This window comes from Stappia sp. G46H5W (assembly GCF_058448995.1).
On record NZ_JBZFLL010000003.1, the window covers coordinates 475,851 to 493,034 of the forward strand.

The 17,184-nt window shown below is 67.0% G+C and carries 21 protein-coding genes; 14 read left to right on the forward strand and 7 right to left on the reverse strand.

Annotation, left to right across the window (positions count from 1 at the left end; translation table 11 throughout):
• Positions 1 to 6 precede the first annotated feature (6 nt).
• On the forward strand, positions 7 to 303 hold the full coding sequence (locus ACVJ6E_RS12360; RefSeq protein ID WP_120267037.1) for an HlyU family transcriptional regulator: 297 nt from the start codon (positions 7 to 9) through the stop codon (positions 301 to 303).
• 7 nt (positions 304 to 310) lie between these two features.
• Here the strand turns inward: ACVJ6E_RS12360 and ACVJ6E_RS12365 are convergent, their stop codons facing one another.
• Positions 311 to 937 carry a GNAT family N-acetyltransferase gene (locus ACVJ6E_RS12365; protein WP_491676461.1) on the reverse strand — a complete coding sequence of 209 codons (627 nt, stop codon included), beginning with the start codon at positions 935 to 937 and terminating at the stop codon, positions 311 to 313.
• A 305-nt stretch (positions 938 to 1,242) separates the two neighbouring features.
• Here ACVJ6E_RS12365 and pgsA point away from each other — a divergent pair, with 305 nt between their 5' ends.
• The 4 genes from pgsA (at position 1,243) to ACVJ6E_RS12385 (ending at position 3,940) form a co-directional block, all read left to right on the forward strand.
• Positions 1,243 to 1,815: a CDP-diacylglycerol--glycerol-3-phosphate 3-phosphatidyltransferase gene (pgsA, locus tag ACVJ6E_RS12370; protein WP_120267035.1), complete on the forward strand. Its 573-nt coding sequence runs from the start codon at positions 1,243 to 1,245 to the stop codon at positions 1,813 to 1,815.
• A gap of 31 nt (positions 1,816 to 1,846) precedes the next feature.
• On the forward strand, positions 1,847 to 2,098 hold the full coding sequence (gene moaD / locus ACVJ6E_RS12375; RefSeq protein WP_120267034.1) for a molybdopterin converting factor subunit 1: 252 nt from the start codon (positions 1,847 to 1,849) through the stop codon (positions 2,096 to 2,098).
• Positions 2,099 to 2,105: 7 nt separating this feature from the next.
• Positions 2,106 to 2,600 (forward strand): molybdenum cofactor biosynthesis protein MoaE, encoded by a 495-nt coding sequence (locus ACVJ6E_RS12380; protein ID WP_120267033.1) that lies wholly within the window; start codon positions 2,106 to 2,108, stop codon positions 2,598 to 2,600.
• Positions 2,601 to 2,704: 104 nt separating this feature from the next.
• Positions 2,705 to 3,940 (forward strand): multidrug effflux MFS transporter, encoded by a 1,236-nt coding sequence (locus tag ACVJ6E_RS12385; RefSeq protein WP_120267032.1) that lies wholly within the window; start codon positions 2,705 to 2,707, stop codon positions 3,938 to 3,940.
• An 83-nt stretch (positions 3,941 to 4,023) separates the two neighbouring features.
• Here ACVJ6E_RS12385 and ACVJ6E_RS12390 read toward each other — a convergent pair whose 3' ends face one another.
• Positions 4,024 to 4,926 carry a branched-chain amino acid aminotransferase gene (locus ACVJ6E_RS12390; protein ID WP_120267031.1) on the reverse strand — a complete coding sequence of 301 codons (903 nt, stop codon included), beginning with the start codon at positions 4,924 to 4,926 and terminating at the stop codon, positions 4,024 to 4,026.
• Positions 4,927 to 5,233: 307 nt separating this feature from the next.
• On the opposite strand from ACVJ6E_RS12390, the gene ACVJ6E_RS12395 reads away from it, so the two are divergent.
• The 3 genes from ACVJ6E_RS12395 to ACVJ6E_RS12405 all read left to right on the forward strand — a co-directional run bounded on the left by ACVJ6E_RS12395 (position 5,234) and on the right by ACVJ6E_RS12405 (position 7,916).
• A complete protein-coding gene (locus ACVJ6E_RS12395) occupies positions 5,234 to 5,761 on the forward strand; it encodes a MarR family winged helix-turn-helix transcriptional regulator (RefSeq protein ID WP_120267030.1) in 528 nt (175 codons plus the stop codon).
• Between the two features lie 11 nt (positions 5,762 to 5,772).
• Positions 5,773 to 6,498 carry a response regulator gene (locus tag ACVJ6E_RS12400; protein WP_120268267.1) on the forward strand — a complete coding sequence of 242 codons (726 nt, stop codon included), beginning with the start codon at positions 5,773 to 5,775 and terminating at the stop codon, positions 6,496 to 6,498.
• Positions 6,499 to 6,620: 122 nt separating this feature from the next.
• Entirely contained in the window at positions 6,621 to 7,916 is a 1,296-nt protein-coding gene (locus ACVJ6E_RS12405) for an ATP-binding protein (RefSeq protein ID WP_491676471.1), read from the forward strand.
• 21 nt (positions 7,917 to 7,937) lie between these two features.
• Here ACVJ6E_RS12405 and ACVJ6E_RS12410 read toward each other — a convergent pair whose 3' ends face one another.
• The 5 genes from ACVJ6E_RS12410 to ACVJ6E_RS12430 all read right to left on the reverse strand — a co-directional run bounded on the left by ACVJ6E_RS12410 (position 7,938) and on the right by ACVJ6E_RS12430 (position 11,165).
• Positions 7,938 to 8,300 carry a tRNA-binding protein gene (locus ACVJ6E_RS12410; RefSeq protein ID WP_120267028.1) on the reverse strand — a complete coding sequence of 121 codons (363 nt, stop codon included), beginning with the start codon at positions 8,298 to 8,300 and terminating at the stop codon, positions 7,938 to 7,940.
• Between the two features lie 100 nt (positions 8,301 to 8,400).
• Positions 8,401 to 9,102, reverse strand: coding sequence for a TetR family transcriptional regulator (locus tag ACVJ6E_RS12415; protein WP_158592600.1), 702 nt, complete (start codon positions 9,100 to 9,102; stop codon positions 8,401 to 8,403).
• Positions 9,103 to 9,247: 145 nt separating this feature from the next.
• Positions 9,248 to 10,069: a pyrroline-5-carboxylate reductase gene (gene proC, locus ACVJ6E_RS12420; protein ID WP_120267026.1), complete on the reverse strand. Its 822-nt coding sequence runs from the start codon at positions 10,067 to 10,069 to the stop codon at positions 9,248 to 9,250.
• Positions 10,066 to 10,566: a type III secretion system chaperone family protein gene (locus ACVJ6E_RS12425; protein WP_120267025.1), complete on the reverse strand. Its 501-nt coding sequence runs from the start codon at positions 10,564 to 10,566 to the stop codon at positions 10,066 to 10,068. The genes proC and ACVJ6E_RS12425 overlap by 4 nt, the downstream gene beginning before the upstream one ends.
• A 314-nt stretch (positions 10,567 to 10,880) precedes the next feature.
• Positions 10,881 to 11,165 (reverse strand): accessory factor UbiK family protein, encoded by a 285-nt coding sequence (locus ACVJ6E_RS12430; protein WP_120267024.1) that lies wholly within the window; start codon positions 11,163 to 11,165, stop codon positions 10,881 to 10,883.
• A gap of 180 nt (positions 11,166 to 11,345) precedes the next feature.
• Here ACVJ6E_RS12430 and lgt point away from each other — a divergent pair, with 180 nt between their 5' ends.
• From lgt to ACVJ6E_RS12460, 6 genes are all read left to right on the forward strand, one after another.
• Positions 11,346 to 12,191, forward strand: coding sequence for a prolipoprotein diacylglyceryl transferase (gene lgt / locus ACVJ6E_RS12435; protein ID WP_120267023.1), 846 nt, complete (start codon positions 11,346 to 11,348; stop codon positions 12,189 to 12,191).
• Complete coding sequence (locus ACVJ6E_RS12440) at positions 12,188 to 13,297, forward strand: class I SAM-dependent methyltransferase (RefSeq protein WP_491676462.1); 1,110 nt, start codon at positions 12,188 to 12,190, stop codon at positions 13,295 to 13,297. Before lgt ends, ACVJ6E_RS12440 begins: the two co-directional genes overlap by 4 nt.
• A gap of 68 nt (positions 13,298 to 13,365) precedes the next feature.
• Positions 13,366 to 14,136 carry a peptidoglycan editing factor PgeF gene (gene pgeF / locus ACVJ6E_RS12445; RefSeq protein ID WP_120267022.1) on the forward strand — a complete coding sequence of 257 codons (771 nt, stop codon included), beginning with the start codon at positions 13,366 to 13,368 and terminating at the stop codon, positions 14,134 to 14,136.
• 3 nt (positions 14,137 to 14,139) lie between these two features.
• On the forward strand, positions 14,140 to 15,297 hold the full coding sequence (locus ACVJ6E_RS12450; RefSeq protein ID WP_120267021.1) for a M24 family metallopeptidase: 1,158 nt from the start codon (positions 14,140 to 14,142) through the stop codon (positions 15,295 to 15,297).
• Positions 15,298 to 15,395: 98 nt separating this feature from the next.
• A complete protein-coding gene (locus ACVJ6E_RS12455) occupies positions 15,396 to 15,914 on the forward strand; it encodes a hypothetical protein (RefSeq protein WP_208996591.1) in 519 nt (172 codons plus the stop codon).
• A 245-nt stretch (positions 15,915 to 16,159) separates the two neighbouring features.
• Positions 16,160 to 17,092 (forward strand): ribose-phosphate pyrophosphokinase, encoded by a 933-nt coding sequence (locus ACVJ6E_RS12460; RefSeq protein WP_120267020.1) that lies wholly within the window; start codon positions 16,160 to 16,162, stop codon positions 17,090 to 17,092.
• The last annotated feature ends 92 nt before the right edge of the window (positions 17,093 to 17,184 follow it).

Consider the following 17,184-nt stretch of genomic DNA (forward strand, 5'->3'; position numbering starts at 1 on the left):
CGGGCAATGGTTTTCGGGAAGCTCTTCGGCGGACTGTTCGGCGGCGGCGGCGACAAGGGCCCGGCAGCCTCGCGCCACCAGACGCAGGAATACAAGGGCTACCTCATCACGCCGGCGCCGACCGCGCGCGATGGCCAGTGGCAGGTTGCCGGCTCCATCGCCCGCACCTTCGACGACGGCGACACCCGGACCCACGACTTCATTCGTGCCGACCTGATGCCGAGCGAGGAACAGGCAGCGGAGTTCGCCGCGCGCAAAGCCCGTCAGATCATCGACGAGCAGGGCGACCGCATGTTCGACTGAGTCGCTCTCAGCGCGCCTGCGACCGGATATCCTCCAGACGCTGGATCTGCCGGCCCTGCAGGTCGAAATTCTCCGGCGCGAGCCAGGCTTCGAATGCCGTGCGCAGATGCGGCCACTCGCTGTCGAGGATCGAGAACCAGGCCGTGTCGCGGTTGCGCCCCTTGTAGATCATCGCCTGGCGGAACGTGCCCTCGTAGGAAAAGCCGAGCCGCCCGGCGGCCCGCCGCGAGGGAGCGTTCAGCGCGTCGCATTTCCACTCGTAGCGGCGATAGCCCAACTCGTCGAACACCCGGCGCATCATCAGGTACATCGCCTCTGTCGACTGCACGCTGCCTTGCATGAGTGGTGAGAAGTTGATGTGCCCGACCTCGATCACACCGTTCGCCGGGTCGATCCGCAGGTAGCTGGCAACGCCCAGTTCGCGCCCGTTCGCCTCATCCACCACCACATGGAACAGCGGATCCTCACCCGTATAGGTCGCCTCGGCGAATTTCTCGAACTCCGCCTGCGTCGCGGCGGGGCTGTACCCGAGATAGGTCCAGTTGCGCCCTTCCCCATCCTCGCTATAGGCGGCGAAAAGCCCGGTGGCATGGCGTGGCTCATACGGCTCCAGACGGCAGGTCCTGCCCTGCATGGGCGTGCGCGGCGGCCGGGGACGCGACGTCCAACCCGCAACCTCCGGCCCGATGGCCTGTCCGAATCCGTTCCGCCTCTCGATCATTTCGCGCCCTCGCCGACTACCCGTGACCGTCTGTCACTGTCCCCAGATATACCCCTCCTTCATGTGGAAGGGAGCACCGGCCGGCCGCAGTTTCAGGGCACCGGTAGGGCCCCTGCACGCGCCTGCGTCAAGGAGGCCCGATTGACGCGATGGGGCCCGCATGCTTCAAGGACCATACCTATCCCTGCCACTCATGCAGTGCGAGACCCTGAAGCGACATGTCTCAATCCCATGTCTGGAGCCTTCCCAACATCCTGACCTACGGGCGCATCCTTGCGGTACCCGCGGTCATGATCTGCTTCTATTTCCCCGGCCACGGCCCGCGCTGGGTCGCCCTTGGCATCTTCATCGTCGCTGCCATCACCGACTTCTTCGACGGCTATCTTGCCCGGGCCTGGCAGCAACAGTCCCGCCTCGGCCAGATGCTCGACCCCATCGCCGACAAGCTGCTGGTCGCCGTCTGCCTGCTGCTGCTGGCCGGACAGGGTGACATCGGCGGCTGGTCGATGATCGCAGCAGCGATCATCCTGTGCCGCGAGATCCTGGTTTCGGGCCTGCGCGAGTTTCTGGCGGACCTGCGGGTCAGCGTGCCGGTCACCAAGCTCGCCAAATGGAAGACCACGGTCCAGCTCGTTGCCATGGCCTTCCTGCTGGCCGGCCCCGCCGGCGAGGTCGTGCTGCCCGGAACGCAGCTCCTTGGCCTGATCGCCCTGTGGATCGCCGCCCTGCTGACGCTATATACCGGCTACGACTACTTCCGGGCCGGCATCGGCCACCTGGTGCGGGACTAGGATACGAACCGCCGCAAGGACGGAGACGAGAATGCAGCTGCGCTACTTCGCCTGGGTCCGCGAGCGGATCGGCAAGGACGCCGAGACCGTGGACCTGCCTGGCGACATCACCACCGTCGCCGGCCTGCTCGACTGGCTGGCCTCCCGCGACGAAGGCTATGCCGGCGCCTTCGCGGACCGCGAGATCATCCGCGTTGCCCTCGACCAGGAGCATGCCGAGCATGATGCACCGCTGGCGGGCGTGCGCGAGGCAGCCTTCTTTCCGCCGATGACCGGCGGCTGAGCCTACCATGACCGCCACGTCGAGCCCGTCCTCTGATGGCCTGCCGCCGGTCGAGGTCCGCATCCAGAGCGGCGACTTCGACGTGGCTGCCGAGATCGAGCAGCTTCGGCAGGCCAACCCGAATATCGGCGCCGTCGTCACCTTCACGGGCCTTTGCCGCGACGAGGGCGGGCGCCTTGCCGCGCTCGAACTCGAGCACTATCCCGGCATGGCCGAGGCGGAGATCACCCGCATCGCCCATCAGGCCTGCGCGCGCTGGCCGCTCGACGGGCTGACTGCGATCCACCGCCACGGCAAGATCGAGCCGGGCGGCAACATCGTTCTTGTGGTCGCCGCCTCCCGCCACCGCCGCGCCGCCTTCGAGGCTGCCGAGTTCCTTATGGACTATCTCAAGACCCGTGCACCCTTCTGGAAGAAAGAGCACCTGAAAGACGGCAGCAGCGGCAACTGGGTGGACGCCCGCGACAGCGACACGCGCGACGCCGACCGCTGGAAGGCTTGACCTGCCGCCCATAAGGGAGGAAGTCTTGCCTATTCGTGGCAGACACGCCCCCCTCCCAAACAGGCGCGCCCCGGATTGCCCCGGGGTCTGCGACCGGACCGCTCATGAACACCACAGCTACGCCCGTCGAGGTGATCGACGGCCCGCGCCATGGCCTTGGCTTCACGGAATTTGTCGTGATCGTCGCCGCACTGATGGCGCTGAACGCCCTCGCCATCGACGTCATGCTCCCCGCGCTCGGCGATATCGGCCGTGCCTTCGCCATCTCAGATCCCAACGAACGCCAGAAGATCGTCATCGTCTATCTGATCGGCTTCGGCTCCGCACAGCTCGTCTGCGGCCCCTTGTCGGACCGCTTCGGCCGGCGCCCCGTCCTGCTTGGCGGGCTCACCCTTTATGCCCTCGCCGGGCTTCTCAGCGTCTTCGCCCCGAACATGGAGCAGATGCTGCTTGCCCGTCTGCTGCAGGGCATCGGATGCGCCGCCCCGCGCGTGGTGGCGCTGTCGGCCGTGCGCGACTGCTATTCCGGCCCGCGCATGGGCAAGGTCATGTCGCTGGTCATGATGGTGTTCATGAGCGTGCCTGTGATCGCGCCGTCCATCGGACAGCTGATCCTCTTCGTCGCGCCCTGGCGGGCCATCTTCCTGATGCTCACCTTCGGCGGCTTCGCCATGCTCGGCTGGTGCCTGCTGCGGCTGCGCGAGACGCTTCCCGTGGAGGAGCGCCGGCCGCTTTCCGTCGGCACCGTACTCGGCGCCTACCGCACCACGCTCGCCACCCGCACCACCTCCGGCTACATGCTGGCGACGACGCTGATCTTCGGCGCACTGTTCTCCTTCATCGCCTCCGCTCAGCAGGTCTATGTCGACCTGTTCGGCCTCGGCGCCGCCTTCCCGCTCGTCTTCGCGATGATGGGACTGGCGCTCGCGGCCTCGTCCTTCCTCAGCGCCTCGCTGGTGGAGCGCATCGGCCTGCGCCCGCTGTCGCACTGGGCGCTGGTCGCATACGCGCTGCTCAACATCGTGCAGGTGGTCGCCGCGCTGACCTTCGGCTCGAACTTCTATGTCTTCACCGGCCTCCTGGTGCTTGGCGTCTTCTCCTTCGGGCTGATCGGTCCGAGCTTCAATGCCATCGCGATGGAGCCGCTCGGCCATATCGCCGGCGCCGCATCCGCCATGCTCGGCTTCGTCACCACCAGCGGCGGGGCAGCGCTCGGCTTCCTGGTCTCCAGCCGCTTCGACGGGTCGGTCCTGCCGCTCACCCTCGGCTTCGCCTGCTTCGCCCTCTCGGGTCTTGCCGTCGTCGCCTGGACCGAGCGCGGACGGATGTTCACCGTCTAGGGGCACAAGATCCGGTTCCGAAACGCAAAAGGGCGGCCAAACGGCCGCCCTTCGCATATTCCACGGTGAGATCCGAGGGGATCTCAGCCGGCAGCGGCGATCTTGGCCGCGGCCTTCGGCTGCACCTCGACGTGATAGTCTTCCATCAAGGTCTTGGTGATCGCATCGACGGTGAACGTGTACGGACCGACCTCGGAAACCGGGGTCACTTCCGCCGCCGTGCCGGTGAGGAAGCAGGCCTCGAAGCCCTCCATCTCGTCCGGCAGGATCGCCCGCTCGATCACCTCGAAGCCGCGCCGCTTGGCCAGGTCGATGACCGTGCGGCGGGTGATACCGTCGAGGAAGCAATCCGGCTTCGGCGTGTGGATCTTGCCGTCCTTCACGAAGAAGACGTTGGCACCGGTCGCCTCGGCGACCTGGCCGCGCCAGTCGAGCATCAGGGCATCGGCATAGCCCTTGCGCTCGGCCTCGTGCTTGGAGATCGTGCAGATCATGTAGAGGCCGGCCGCCTTGGAGCGCGAGGGGGCCGTCATCGGGTCCGGACGGCGATAGGCCGCCATGTCGAGACGGATGCCCTTCAGCCGATCTTCCGGCTTGAAGTAGCTCGGCCACTCCCAGGCGGCAATCGCCAGGTGAATGGTGTTGGACTGGGCCGACACGCCCATCATCTCGCTGCCGCGCCAGGCCACCGGACGGACGTAAGCGTCGACCAGGTTGCCCTTGGCCAGCAGCTCGCGCGTCGCCTGGTTGATGGTTTCGGCGCTGTAGGGAATCTCGAAACCGAGAATACGGGCCGACTCGTGCAGGCGCTCGGTGTGCTCGCCGAGCTTGAACACCTCGCCGCCATAGGCGCGCTCGCCCTCGAAGACACTGCTGGCATAGTGCAGGCCGTGGCTCAGTACGTGGAGCTTGGCCTCGGCCCAGGGCACGAACACGCCATCATACCAGATGTGGCCTTCGCGTTGGTCAAAGGGCAGCTGCGCCATATGAACTACTCCCGAAACAGGCAACGGGCTCGATCCCGTTTGCGTTTGAATGAGATACCGGTCCGGCCGGCACCGTCAGGACTGCAATGTGGTTCCGTCTCGCGGCTTTGCGCGGCTCGTCAACTGTTTGTATGGTGACGGGCCGCTTGGCGCCTGAACACGCACGACACCGGAGTCGCACGCCTAGCCCGGAAAGCCGCGTTCTGCAACGCCTACGGACAACATCTACCATGCTTGAAGGGCGATGACGTACGATCGTTTCGCTGCAGACTGAATACGTGTAACAATCGGTCGGAAATAAGTCAATATGGCTGACGTAAATTTCTCGCAGGGCGCGAAACAGGGCCAGTCGGCCACCTCGGCGGAGATCCCCATCGACCTCATCGAGCTGCTGTTCTTCGCCTATCGCGACTTCACCGCGGATCCGGATGCGGCGCTTGCCGAGTTCGGTTTCGGGCGGGCCCATCACCGCGTGCTGCACTTTGTCAGCCGCAATCCGGGCCTGCGCGTCACCGACCTGCTGGCGATTCTCAAGATCACCAAGCAGAGCCTTGCCCGGGTGCTGAAACAGCTGGTGGAGGAGGGCTATATCCTGCAGGAACCTGGCCCCCAGGACCGCCGCGAACGGCTGCTCTTTCCGACAGTCGAGGGCGAGCAGCTGGCAGCCCGCCTCACCGACCTGCAGTCCCGCCGCATCCGCCGGGCGCTCGGTGCCATGCCGGCCGAGAGCCACGATATCGCCCGCCAGTTCCTGTACCATATGATCGATCCGGATCAGCGCGGCGACGTTGCCCGCCTGATTGACCGGCCGGCCCAGACGAGGGTAAGCCCGTGACGACCGACAGCATCGAGACCCAGGCCACCACCGGGACGCCGCCGGCCGCAAATCTGCAGGACGATGCGCCGCACCTGTTGCTAGTGGACGACGACACCCGCATCCGCACCCTGCTGAAGCGCTTCCTGACCGAACACGGCTTCCGCATCACGGTGGCCGCCTCGGCAGCCGAGGCGCGCCGGCGCCTGAACGGGCTGGCCTTCGATCTGCTGGTGGTCGACGTCATGATGCCGGGCGAGAGCGGGCTGGAACTCGCCGCCGACCTGCACGCCCGTTCCGACGTGCCGATCCTGATGCTGACGGCCCGCTCCGACGCCGCCGACCGGATCGCAGGACTGGAAGCGGGCGCCGACGACTATCTGGTCAAGCCGTTCGAGCCGCGCGAGCTGCTGCTGCGCATCCGTGCGATCCTGCGCCGGCGCTCCACTCCGGAAGTTCCCGAGCCGACCGATATCCGCTTCGGGCCTTACGTTTTCGATGCCGCGCGCCGGGAGCTTCGCCGCGGGGACGAGGTGATCCGCCTGACCGATCGGGAGAAGGAGATCCTGACGCTCTTCACCGAAAAGCCCAACGAGACCGTGCCGCGCACCGAAATCGTCGGCGACGACAGCGGCCTTGGCGAACGCACCGTCGATGTGCAGATCAACCGGTTGCGGCGCAAGATCGAGACGGATCCCGGCAACCCGCTCTATCTGCAGACCGTGCGCGGCATCGGTTACCGGCTCGTATGCGACTGAGCACACCGTTTCGCGGCGCCCTCGCCCGCCTTGGCGCCTTGCCTCTTCCGGCGGGCCTTCGGCGGATCGGCGAATTGCTGGCAGTTCCTTACCGCGCCCTGGCCGGCGCGCTGTACCGGCGCATGCCGAAAGGCCTTTTCACCCGCACGCTGCTGATCATCATCACCCCGCTGGTGGTCATGCAGGCCGTGCTCGCCTTCGTCTTCATGGAGCGGCACTACAATCTCGTCACCCAGCGGCTTTCGGATGCGGTCGTGCGCGACATTGCGATGATCGTACGACTGACCGAGGCCAGCCGCAGCGAGGAGGAGTTCCAGAAGATCACGGAGATGGCGCGTGCCGACGTCGGGCTTGCCATCACCTTGCTGCCGCCAGAGCCGTTGCCGCCACCGCGCCCCAAACCCTTTTTCGACATCCTCGACCGCTATCTGTCGCAGCAGGTCGCGTCCCGGATCGGCAAGCCGTTCTGGATCGACACTGTCGGCCGCTCCAGCTTCGTCGAGCTGCGTATCAAGCTGGAAAACAACGTGCTGCGAGTGATCGCGCGTCGCAGCCAGACCTACGCGTCCAATTCGCATCTCTTCATCGTGTGGATGGTATCGACCTCGCTCGTCCTGGTGATCCTGGCCATGTTGTTCCTGCGCAACCAGACCCGCCCGGTGGAACGGCTGGCCAATGCGGCGGAGAGCTTCGGCAAGGGGCGGCCGATCGAGGATTTCCGCCCCAGTGGCGCGCGCGAGGTGCGCCGCGCCGCCCAGGCCTTCATCGAAATGCGGCGGCGGATCGAGCGCCAGATCGAGCAGCGCACGGCGATGCTGGCCGGCGTCAGCCACGACCTCAGGACCATCCTGACGCGCTTTCGCCTGCAGCTCGCGCTCTTCCCCGACAGCGAGGAAGTGCGCGCCCTGCAGCGCGACGTCGACGAGATGAAGACGATGCTGGAGGACTACCTCGCCTTCGCCCGCGGCGAGGGAGACGAGCAGGCCCACCCCACCGATATCGGCCTGCTGTTCGAGGAATTGGAGGCGGAAGCCGAGATTCTCGGTGCCTCGGTGTCCTCGCACCTTCAGGGCCCTGCCGAGGTGACCTTGCGGCCAAGCGCCTTCAAGCGGGCGCTGACCAACCTGGTCACCAATGCGGCCCGGCATGGCAGCCGGCTCACCATCGAGGGGCGCAATGCGGATGGCTGGCTGACGATCACTATCGACGACGACGGCCCCGGCATCCCGGCCGAGGAGCGGGAAAACGTGTTCCGCCCCTTCTACCAGCTCGATCAGGCGCGCAACCGCGACAGCGGCGGCAGCGGCCTCGGGCTTGCCATCGCCCGCGACATTGCCCGCGCCCATGGCGGGGACATCGTGCTCGGCGACAGCGAAACGCTGGGCGGCTTGCGCGCCCGCGTCCGCATCCCGGTCTAGGTCGCGGACGCGGGCACGTCCTTAGTACAGACGGCCGCCGAGCGGCACGTCCTTGTCAGGCACCAGCAGCACGACCTCGCCATCCGCATCCGGAACCCCGAGCGTCAGGACTTCCGACATCATCGGTCCGATCTGGCGCGGCGGAAAGTTGACGACCGCCATCACCTGGCGGCCGACCAGCTCTTCCGGCGTGTAGTGGCGGGTGATCTGGGCGCTGGACTTCTTGAGGCCGATCTCGGCGCCGAAATCGATCATCAGCTTGATCGCCGGCTTGCGCGCCTCGGGAAAGGGCGCGGCCTCGACAATACGGCCGACGCGGATGTCGACCTTGAGGAATTCGTCAAAGGAAATGGCCGGCGAAGCGGCCGCATGGTCTTTCGTCATGGTGGATAATGTCCTGGACGACAGTAGGCGGGAACGTGAAAGCCCGCGCGGACCTTTCGGTCGGCGCGGGAGGGGCGCGGCGCTCCCGCTACCTTAGTCGTCAGGCTGCGTTCGGGGAAGCCCCGGAGGGGGCGGCAGCCTCATCCCCGGCATCCGCCGTGCCGGGCGGCGGCGTCTCCTGCCGCGCACCGCGCTCGCGCGCCCTCGACAGGAACGGCTTCAGGAAGCGGCTCACCCGGTCGAGCCGGCCCATCCACACCTCGCCTTCGTCGAGCTGGCGGGCGAGCGCCGACATGGTACGGGCAAGGCCGGGATCCTCGTCGTCCAGCCACACATCGACGACGCGGGCAAAAGCCACGACAAGCGCTTGCGACATGACCGCAGCGCGCGGCCCGGCCGCCGGAATGCCCGCCGCCGTCAGCATCCAGCGCTGCGAGGTGACGGCCTCGCGGTTGATCTTGAGCGCCAGCTGCGGATCGCGCTGCACCGCCTTTCGCAGGGCGCGGATGGCATCCTTGTGAGGAGACAGGGTGTCCAGCCGCGTCATCAGCACGTCGAACAATCGCTCGCGCGCCGGTTCGCCCTCCATGTCCGGATCGATGGCATCGAGGACCTTCTGGTCCACATCGGACAGGAACGCCCTCAGGCATGCCGTCTTGCCGGGAAACTCCGCACGCAGCACGGACAGCTTGACGCCCGCCTCGCGCGCGACATCCGCCATCTCGAAGCCGTGCCAGCCCTTGTCGCCCAGGAGCGAAAGGAAGCTCGCGACGATCTTCTGCCTGGTTTTCGCGGTGGCCATGCTCATCTCCGGATCACGTGTGACCGCGTTTCAGCCGCAGCTGCGACAGGCCGGTCACGAACACCTGATGAAGATGTAGGAAACCCGGAGCGACTTTTCGAGCCTTGGCGGAAGAAAGCAGATGCGGCGGCGCAAGGCCGGCTGTTCAGCCGGCCAGCTCCTGCGAGCGCTTGCGCGCAGCCGCCACGGCCTTGTCCATCACCGGCTGCAGGCCGCTTTCCGGCTCCATCAGCACGGCGAGCGCGGCAGCGGTCGTCCCGTTCGGCGACGTGACGTTCTGGCGCAGCTCCGCTGCCGGCAGATCGGAGCGATACAGCAGCTCCCCTGCGCCGCACACGGTCTGGCGGGCGATACGCATCGCCAGGTCTTCCGGCAGGCCGGCCTTGACGCCGGCAGCGGCCAGCGCCTCGGTCAGGTAGAAGACATAGGCAGGGCCCGAACCGCTGACGGCGGTCACGGCATCGATCTGCTCTTCCTGCTCGATCCAGTCGGAAGCGCCGATGGCCGAAAGCAGCGCATCGACAGTCGCCCGCTGATCTCCGTCGGTGCGGTCGTTGGCATAGGCAACGCTCATGCCGCGGCCGACCTGGGACGGGGTGTTCGGCATGACGCGAACGATCGCCACATCGCCGAAGGCCTTGCGGAACGCCGCGACCGGCGTCCCGGCAGCGACCGAGACCACCAGCGTGTCCCCATCGACGGCGGGCGCCAGGCTCGGCAGCACGCTTTCCATGATCTGCGGCTTAAGGGCCACCAGCAGTACGCCGGCCTTCAGCCCTTCGGTGACCGCCTCCGCATGGCGGATACCGGACCTGGCCACCATATCGAGCAACTCGGCCGAGGGCTTCGGATCGACGACGAGAACGGATTCCGGCTCGGTGCCGGCAGCAAGCCAGCCCGACAGCATCGCGCCCCCCATCTTGCCGGCTCCGACAAGGACGAGCGGACGCTCCTTCGAAAAACTCATGCTTCCCCCGCGGTTTCGAACAAGGCGGTGTCGATTGCCTCGGAGGCGCTTTTACCCGCCCAGACCACGAACTGGAAGGCCTGGTAGTAGCGCTCGCAGGAGTCGAGCGCGTTGGTGAGCAATCCCTCGATCTGCTTGGACGTCGCCTCCGCACCGCCGGCAAGCAGCAGCGACTGGCGGAAGATCACCACGCCTTCGCGGTTCCACAGGTCGAAATGCCCCATCCACAGCTGCTCGTTGACAAGCGCCAGCAGGCGCACGACCTCGGTACGGCGCGGATCCGGCACCTTGAGATCGAAGGCGCAGGCCAGATGCAGCGCCTCCAGGTCCTCCATCCAGGAGAACGAGACGTGATAGTCGCACCAGTGGCCGGCAACGGAAATCGTGATCTCCTCGTCGCAGGAGCGCTCGAAGGACCAGTCGTTGATGGCGGCGATGTGCTCGATCGTGTCGACGGGGTTGGCGGGCCGTTCGAAGTCGATGTCGATGAGGCTCATGGGAGGTTCCTCTCGGCTTGCGGGCCATGCGCGGCGCTGCCCCAGCGCGTGGCCACCGTGTCGGTCCGCAGGGTGCTGGCCTGCCGCGAGCGAATGTCCGCGAGCCGCGATGACTGTTCGTGCCCCTCGGCATCGCCGTCCCGCGAATCTCCGCCTGACTTCAGTATATAGGGAGAACTTATTTCAAGGATATGTTCACTTTTCCTTTACGGATTTGAAGCTGTGGACGGCGAGCTGCCGCTACGGCTTTCTCCGCACCCGGCGAAAGACGCCGGGTGATCATCCTGCACCGATTCGCTCGTGCCGCCTCAGCCTCAGTCGTCTGCGGCTTTCGGCTTGGTCGAGCGCGGCTTGGCCGTCGGCGTCTCCAGCGCGGCGATGCGTGCCTCGAGCTCGTCGATCCGGTCGAGCGCACGTGCCGCCATATCCTTCACGACATCGTGTTCTTCGCGCTTGACCAGGTCCATGTCGGCCAGAAACCGCTCGGCCTGTGCCCGGAAGGCAGTCTCCACCTCGCGCCGCGCGCCCTGGGCGACACCGGCCATGTCCGTCATCAGCTTGGCGAAATCGTCGAGAACCCGGTTCGGTCCCTGTGTCATGGCCAGTCCTTCTCTGCTGCCGGCCCATCGGGCCGTGTCGTACTTTCTCCTAGGTAGTGCGCTTTTGTGCGCGACGAAACACCCCATCTCGGAGAAATCGCCGCAGCCTTGACGCACGCGGCCCGGAGCGGCAACGTCGCGCCGCATGTCGTGCCGGTCCGCCGGCCAGCCGGAGCCCCCATGCCGATCCTTGCCCTGCCCTTCCCCGCCATCGATCCCGTGCTGATCGAACTCGGCCCCTTCGCGATCCGCTGGTACGCGCTCGCTTATATCGCCGGGCTGCTGCTCGGCTGGCGCTACATGCGCGGCCTCGTGTCCCGCGACGAATTGTGGGGCCGGACACCGCGCCCGTCCCTGCTCGATGTCGACGATTTCGTCGTCTATGCGACCATCGGCACGATCCTCGGCGGACGGCTCGGCTACGTGCTGTTCTATTCGCCCGGCTACTACCTGCAGAATCCTCTGGATATCCTCCAGGTCTGGACAGGCGGCATGTCCTTCCACGGCGGCTTCCTCGGCGTCGTCGTCGCCATGATCGTCTTCGCCTGGCGACGCGGCATCCCGCTTTGGACGCTGTTCGACCTCGCCGGCGCCGTCGCGCCCATCGGCCTGTTTTTCGGACGCCTTGCCAACTTCATCAATGGCGAACTCTGGGGCCGGGTCACCGACGTGCCCTGGGCCTTCGTCTTTCCCGGCGCGGGGCCTGATCCCCGCCATCCGAGCCAGCTTTACGAGGCCGCACTCGAAGGCCTGCTGCTGCTCGTCGTCGCCCGCATCGTGGTGCTGCGCGGCGGCTTCCGCCGGCCGGGCCTCGTTGCCGGTACCTTTGCACTCGGCTACGGCCTGTCGCGCTCCTTCGTCGAGTTCTTCCGGGTGCCGGACGCCCATATCGGCTATCTCGGGCCGGGCCTGACGATGGGCATCCTGCTGTCTCTGCCGATGATCGCCGCCGGCCTGTGGGCCATCGCCCGGGCACTACGCAAGCCGCCCGCCGACCCCGACGCAACACCGGGCGGGCCTGCGTGACGTCCCCCGAACCGCAAGCGACACCGCTCGGCGCACGCATCCGCGCGCTGATCAAGGCGAGCGGCCCCATGTCCGTCTTCGACTTCATGGGCCTTTGCCTCGCCGATCCCGAGCATGGCTACTACATGCAGGCCGAGCCTTTCGGAGCGGATGGCGACTTCATCACCGCGCCGGAGGTCAGCCAGTTCTTCGGCGAACTGGTCGGCGCCTGGGTCGTCCAGACCCATGCCGCCCTCGGCAGCCCGCAACCCTGCCATCTCGTCGAGCTCGGGCCCGGCCGCGGCACCTTGATGGCCGACATGCTGCGTGTCGCCGCCCTGCGCCCGGCCTTTCGCGAGGCAGCTTCTCTGCACCTTGTGGAGACCAGCCGGCGGCTGCGCGCCGTCCAGCGCACCACGCTGGGCGAGGCAGGAGCGCGCACGCACTGGCACGACCGGATCGCCGACCTGCCCACGGACGCGCCGCTGATCGTCGTCGCCAACGAGTTCTTCGACGCCCTGCCCATCCGACAATATGTCAGGACCGCGCAGGGCTGGCGCGAGCGGGCCGTTGGCCTCGATGCAAGCGGCGCCCTGCACTTCGTCGCCGGCACCGGCAGCCTCGATCCCGGCTCGCTGCCGGCCGATCTTGCCGGTGCGGCCGAAGGCGCGATCCTCGAGACCCAGCCGCTCGCCAATGCGCTGATGGAAGAGCTTGCCGCCCGCATCGCCCGGCAGGGCGGCGCCCTGCTCGCCATCGATTACGGCTATGCCCGCGCCGCCACCGGCGAGACGCTACAGGCCCTGCGCGCCCATCGCCATGTCCCGGTTCTCGCAGAACCGGGCCGGGCCGATCTAACCGCCCATGTGAACTTCGAGGCGCTGGCCCGCGCCGCCCGGACCGGCGGACTGCACCCGCGCCCGCTGATGACACAGGGAGACTTCCTGCTCCGCCTCGGCCTGCTGGAGCGCGCCGGCCAGGTCGGCGCAGGCCGGCCTCCGGAAGAGCAGGAGCGCATCCGCGGCGAGGTCGAGCGGCTGGCAGCGCCCCAGGAAATGGGCGAGCTTTTCAAGGTGCTTGCCGTTGCGCCCCATGAGGTCGTTCTGCCGCTCTTCGATGGCGTTTGACAGCGGCTCCGCTTCAACCCACCATCCCGGCAAACTTACTCCCGCCACGAAACAGGCTGACAGGCCCCATGCTCACCTCCCCGGATCTTGCCGGCCTCCCCGGTATCTCGCACGGCTTCTTCACCCGGCAGGGCGGCGTCTCCGGCGGCATCTACGCCTCGCTCAACATCGGCCTCGGCTCGCGCGACGAGCGCGCCGCCGTCCTGGAAAACCGCACCCGCGTCGCCAGCCTGATGGGCGTGGCTCCAGGGGCGCTGCTGTCGCCCTACCAGCACCATTCTCCGGATGCGATCGTGGTTGATGCCCCGTGGGAGCCGGATGCCCAGCCGCGCGGCGATGCGCTGGTGACCGACCGGCCCGGCATCGCCCTCGCCATCTCCACCGCCGATTGCGGCCCGGTGCTTTTCGCCGATCCGCAGGCCCGCGTCATCGGCGCGGCCCATGCCGGCTGGCGCGGTGCGTTTACCGGCGTCCTCGAGGCAACGCTTGCCGCCATGCAGCAGCTGGGAGCACGCAACGAGCGGGTCGTCGCCGTGCTCGGCCCGACGATCTCGAAGGAGAATTACGAAGTCGGCGAGGAATTCGTCACCCGCTTTCTCGAGGCGGACACCGCCAACCAGCGCTTCTTCTCTCCCTCGGAAAACGCCGGCCACGCGATGTTCGACCTGCCGACCTACATCCTGGCGCGGCTGCAGGCGGCAGGTGTAGCAATCGCCGCCAATCTCAACCGCTGCACCTATGCGCAGGAGGACCTGTTCTTCTCCTACCGCCGCGCCACCCATCGCGGCGAGCCGGATTACGGCCGCCTCGTCTCCGCCATCACCCTGTCGGGAAGCTGATCCATGTCGCTCGCCTTCACGCGGGAGGAGTATGCCTCCCGGCTGGACGCCCTTCGCGCCCGCATGACTGAGACCGGCCATGACGCCATGCTGCTCTTTGCCCAGGAGAGCATGTTCTGGCTGACCGGCTACGACACGTTCGGCTTCTGCTTCTTCCAGTCGATGGTCGTGACCCGCGACGGAGCCATCGTCCTGCTCACCCGTTCGGCCGACCTTCGACAGGCGCAGATCACCTCGGTCCTGGACGATATCCGCGTGTGGGAGGATCGCGACGGCGCTTCTCCGGTGCTGCAGCTGCGCGACCTGCTTGGGGAACTGGGCCTTGGCGGCGCGCGCATCGGCGTCGAATACGACACACACGGCATGACCGGACGCATCGCCATCGACATCGCGACGCTGATGTCCGACTTCGCGCGCCTGGAGGACGCCTCCATGGTCGTCCAGCGCCTGCGGGCAGTAAAGTCGCCGGCCGAGATCGCCTATGTTCGCCGTGCGGCAGGCCTGACCGATGCCGCCTATGAGGCCGCGCTGCCGCTGATCAAGGAGGGTGCGCGCGAGGGCGAGATCCTCGCCGCCATGCAGGGCGCGGTCTTTGCCGGCGACGGCGACTATCCGGGCAACGAGTTCATCATCGGCTCCGGCCCCGAGGCCCTGCTGTGCCGCTACCAGACCGGCCGCCGGGTGCTGGACCGCAACGACCAGCTGACGCTGGAATGGGCCGGCGCCTTCCGCCGCTACCATGTTGCCGCCATGCGCACGGTCATCGTCGGCGAACCGACCGGCCGGCATGTGGCTCTCTACGAGGCTGCCCGTGCCGCGCTTGCCGCGGTCGAGGAGTGCCTCGTTCCGGGCCGCACCTTCGGCGAGGTCTTCGAGGCCCATGCCCGCGAGATCGACGCGCGCGGGGAAGGCGCTCACCGGCTCAATGCCTGCGGCTATTCGCTGGGCGCACGGTTCGCGCCCAGCTGGATGGACTGGCCGATGGCCTATCGTGCGAATCCGGCGAGGATCGTGCCCGGCATGGTCATCTTCACGCATATGATCCTGATGGATTCGGACAGCGGCGCAGCCATGTCGCTCGGCCAGACCTACCTGACGCATGAGGGGCGCGCGGAGTGTCTTTCCAAGCTCCCCCTCGACCTGCCGGTCAAGGCGGGCTAAACGAAGAAACCTGAAACCGGTGCCGCGGACGCCAAGAGGCGCGTTCGATCCGCGGCCTGGCAAGGACCGATGACGGACACGGGGACCAGCAAGGCCAGATGAACGCGTTCCATTTCACCAGAAAAACCGTTCTGCGTGCCGCCGCGCCGGCACTCGCGCTCCTGCTGGCCGCCTGCGCCGGCAATCCCGTTCCCCCCGCCTATGTCTCCGATACGCGGACACAGGCCTCGGCAACGCCCGTGCCCAGCGTCCCGGCCGACCAGGCGACATTCGCCTTCGAGCCCTTCACCGGCGCTCCCGGCAACATCGCCGACGCCCTTTCGCGCCAGATCGGCGCCGAGGCGCGCAACCAGAATCTTCGCCTCGTCCGCCGCGTCGGGGCTCCCGCGACCTACCGCATCAACGGCTATCTGTCCGCCTCCGGCGACCAGTCGCAGACGACGCTCTTCTATGTGTTCGACGTCGTCGATGCCGGCGGCAACCGGCTCACCCGCATCGTCGGTCAGGAATCGGCTCCCGGTTCCTCCGGCGATCCGTGGTCGGGCATCGACGATGAGGCGCTGAACCGGGCTGCCCGCCGTTCCATCGCAGAACTGGCCGCCTGGCTGCGCCGTTGAGCGCGCCGAACGCCCAAATCAAGGAAAAATAGCCGACAGGTGCACTGGCCGGTTGTGCAAGGCGGGAGGCGTTGTTAAAACGCCGCCGCCTGTAGGAGGAAGGCTCGCCAATGCCGGACTCCGGTCTGGCCTGCCGCGCTTCGACCTAGGCCACGAAAGAAGACCAGACAGACCACCGTGTGACCCTGTCGTGCCGGCGCTGCGTTCCCCGTGCGGCGGCGGACCCAAGAAAGGACTTGCGGGCCATGAAGATCGTCGCGGGCAATTCCAATCGCGCGCTTGCAGAGGAAATCTCGTCCTATCTCGGGGCGCCCCTGGCAAAGTGTCAGGTGCGCCGTTTCGCCGACCAGGAGATTTTCGTCGAACTGCAGGAAAACGTGCGCGGCGAGGACGTTTTCGTCCTGCAGTCGACCAGCTTTCCCGCCAATGACCACCTGATGGAGCTGCTGATCGTCATCGACGCTCTGCGCCGCTCCTCCGCCAAGCGCATCACTGCGGTCGTGCCGTATTTCGGCTACGCCCGTCAGGATCGCCGCGCATCCGGCCGCACGCCAATTTCGGCCAAGCTGGTTGCCAACCTGATCACACATGCCGGAGCCCACCGCGTGCTGACGCTGGACCTGCATGCCGGCCAGATCCAGGGCTTCTTCGACATCCCGACCGACAACCTGTTTGCCGCTCCGGTGATGACCCGCGACATCAAGGAGCGCTACTCGACGGACAACGTCATGGTCGTCTCCCCGGATGTCGGCGGCGTGGTGCGCGCCCGTGCGCTTGCCAAGCGCATCGATGCGCCGCTGGCGATCGTCGACAAGCGCCGCGACAAGCCTGGCGAGTCGGAAGTCATGAACATCATCGGCGACCCGTCGGGCCGCGACTGCATTCTGGTCGACGACATCGTCGATTCCGGCGGTACCTTGTGCAACGCCGCCGAGGCGCTGCTCGCACAGGGCGCCAAGTCGGTCACCGCCTACATCACCCACGGCGTGCTGTCCGGCGGTGCGGTTGCCCGCGTGTCCTCGTCCAAGCTCAAGGAACTGGTCATCACCAATTCCATCGAGCCGACCGCAGCAGTCCTCGCCGCGCCGAACATCCGCACCATCTCCATCGCCCCGCTCATGGGCGAGGCGATCTCGCGCACCGCGCTCGAGCAGTCGGTGTCCAGCCTGTTCGGCTGACGGCAACGAAACAGCCGAAGATCTCTCGAATGCCCGGAGCCCTGCTCCGGGCATTTTCGTTTGACCTTCCCCCTGCTGGAAGGGCCACACTC

Bases quoted from the DNA above. Each gene is read 5' to 3' on its own strand.
- ACVJ6E_RS12360 (WP_120267037.1), top strand. From the start codon at position 7: ATGGTTTTCGGGAAGCTCTTCGGCGGACTGTTCGGCGGCGGCGGCGAC.
- ACVJ6E_RS12365 (WP_491676461.1), bottom strand. From the start codon at position 937: ATGCAGGGCAGGACCTGCCGTCTGGAGCCGTATGAGCCACGCCATGCC.
- pgsA (WP_120267035.1), top strand. From the start codon at position 1,243: ATGTCTCAATCCCATGTCTGGAGCCTTCCCAACATCCTGACCTACGGG.
- moaD (WP_120267034.1), top strand. From the start codon at position 1,847: ATGCAGCTGCGCTACTTCGCCTGGGTCCGCGAGCGGATCGGCAAGGAC.
- ACVJ6E_RS12380 (WP_120267033.1), top strand. From the start codon at position 2,106: ATGACCGCCACGTCGAGCCCGTCCTCTGATGGCCTGCCGCCGGTCGAG.
- ACVJ6E_RS12385 (WP_120267032.1), top strand. From the start codon at position 2,705: ATGAACACCACAGCTACGCCCGTCGAGGTGATCGACGGCCCGCGCCAT.
- ACVJ6E_RS12390 (WP_120267031.1), bottom strand. From the start codon at position 4,926: ATGGCGCAGCTGCCCTTTGACCAACGCGAAGGCCACATCTGGTATGAT.
- ACVJ6E_RS12395 (WP_120267030.1), top strand. From the start codon at position 5,234: ATGGCTGACGTAAATTTCTCGCAGGGCGCGAAACAGGGCCAGTCGGCC.
- ACVJ6E_RS12405 (WP_491676471.1), top strand. From the start codon at position 6,621: ATGCCGAAAGGCCTTTTCACCCGCACGCTGCTGATCATCATCACCCCG.
- ACVJ6E_RS12410 (WP_120267028.1), bottom strand. From the start codon at position 8,300: ATGACGAAAGACCATGCGGCCGCTTCGCCGGCCATTTCCTTTGACGAA.
- ACVJ6E_RS12415 (WP_158592600.1), bottom strand. From the start codon at position 9,102: ATGGCCACCGCGAAAACCAGGCAGAAGATCGTCGCGAGCTTCCTTTCG.
- proC (WP_120267026.1), bottom strand. From the start codon at position 10,069: ATGAGTTTTTCGAAGGAGCGTCCGCTCGTCCTTGTCGGAGCCGGCAAG.
- ACVJ6E_RS12425 (WP_120267025.1), bottom strand. From the start codon at position 10,566: ATGAGCCTCATCGACATCGACTTCGAACGGCCCGCCAACCCCGTCGAC.
- ACVJ6E_RS12430 (WP_120267024.1), bottom strand. From the start codon at position 11,165: ATGACACAGGGACCGAACCGGGTTCTCGACGATTTCGCCAAGCTGATG.
- lgt (WP_120267023.1), top strand. From the start codon at position 11,346: ATGCCGATCCTTGCCCTGCCCTTCCCCGCCATCGATCCCGTGCTGATC.
- pgeF (WP_120267022.1), top strand. From the start codon at position 13,366: ATGCTCACCTCCCCGGATCTTGCCGGCCTCCCCGGTATCTCGCACGGC.
- ACVJ6E_RS12450 (WP_120267021.1), top strand. From the start codon at position 14,140: ATGTCGCTCGCCTTCACGCGGGAGGAGTATGCCTCCCGGCTGGACGCC.
- ACVJ6E_RS12455 (WP_208996591.1), top strand. From the start codon at position 15,396: ATGAACGCGTTCCATTTCACCAGAAAAACCGTTCTGCGTGCCGCCGCG.
- ACVJ6E_RS12460 (WP_120267020.1), top strand. From the start codon at position 16,160: ATGAAGATCGTCGCGGGCAATTCCAATCGCGCGCTTGCAGAGGAAATC.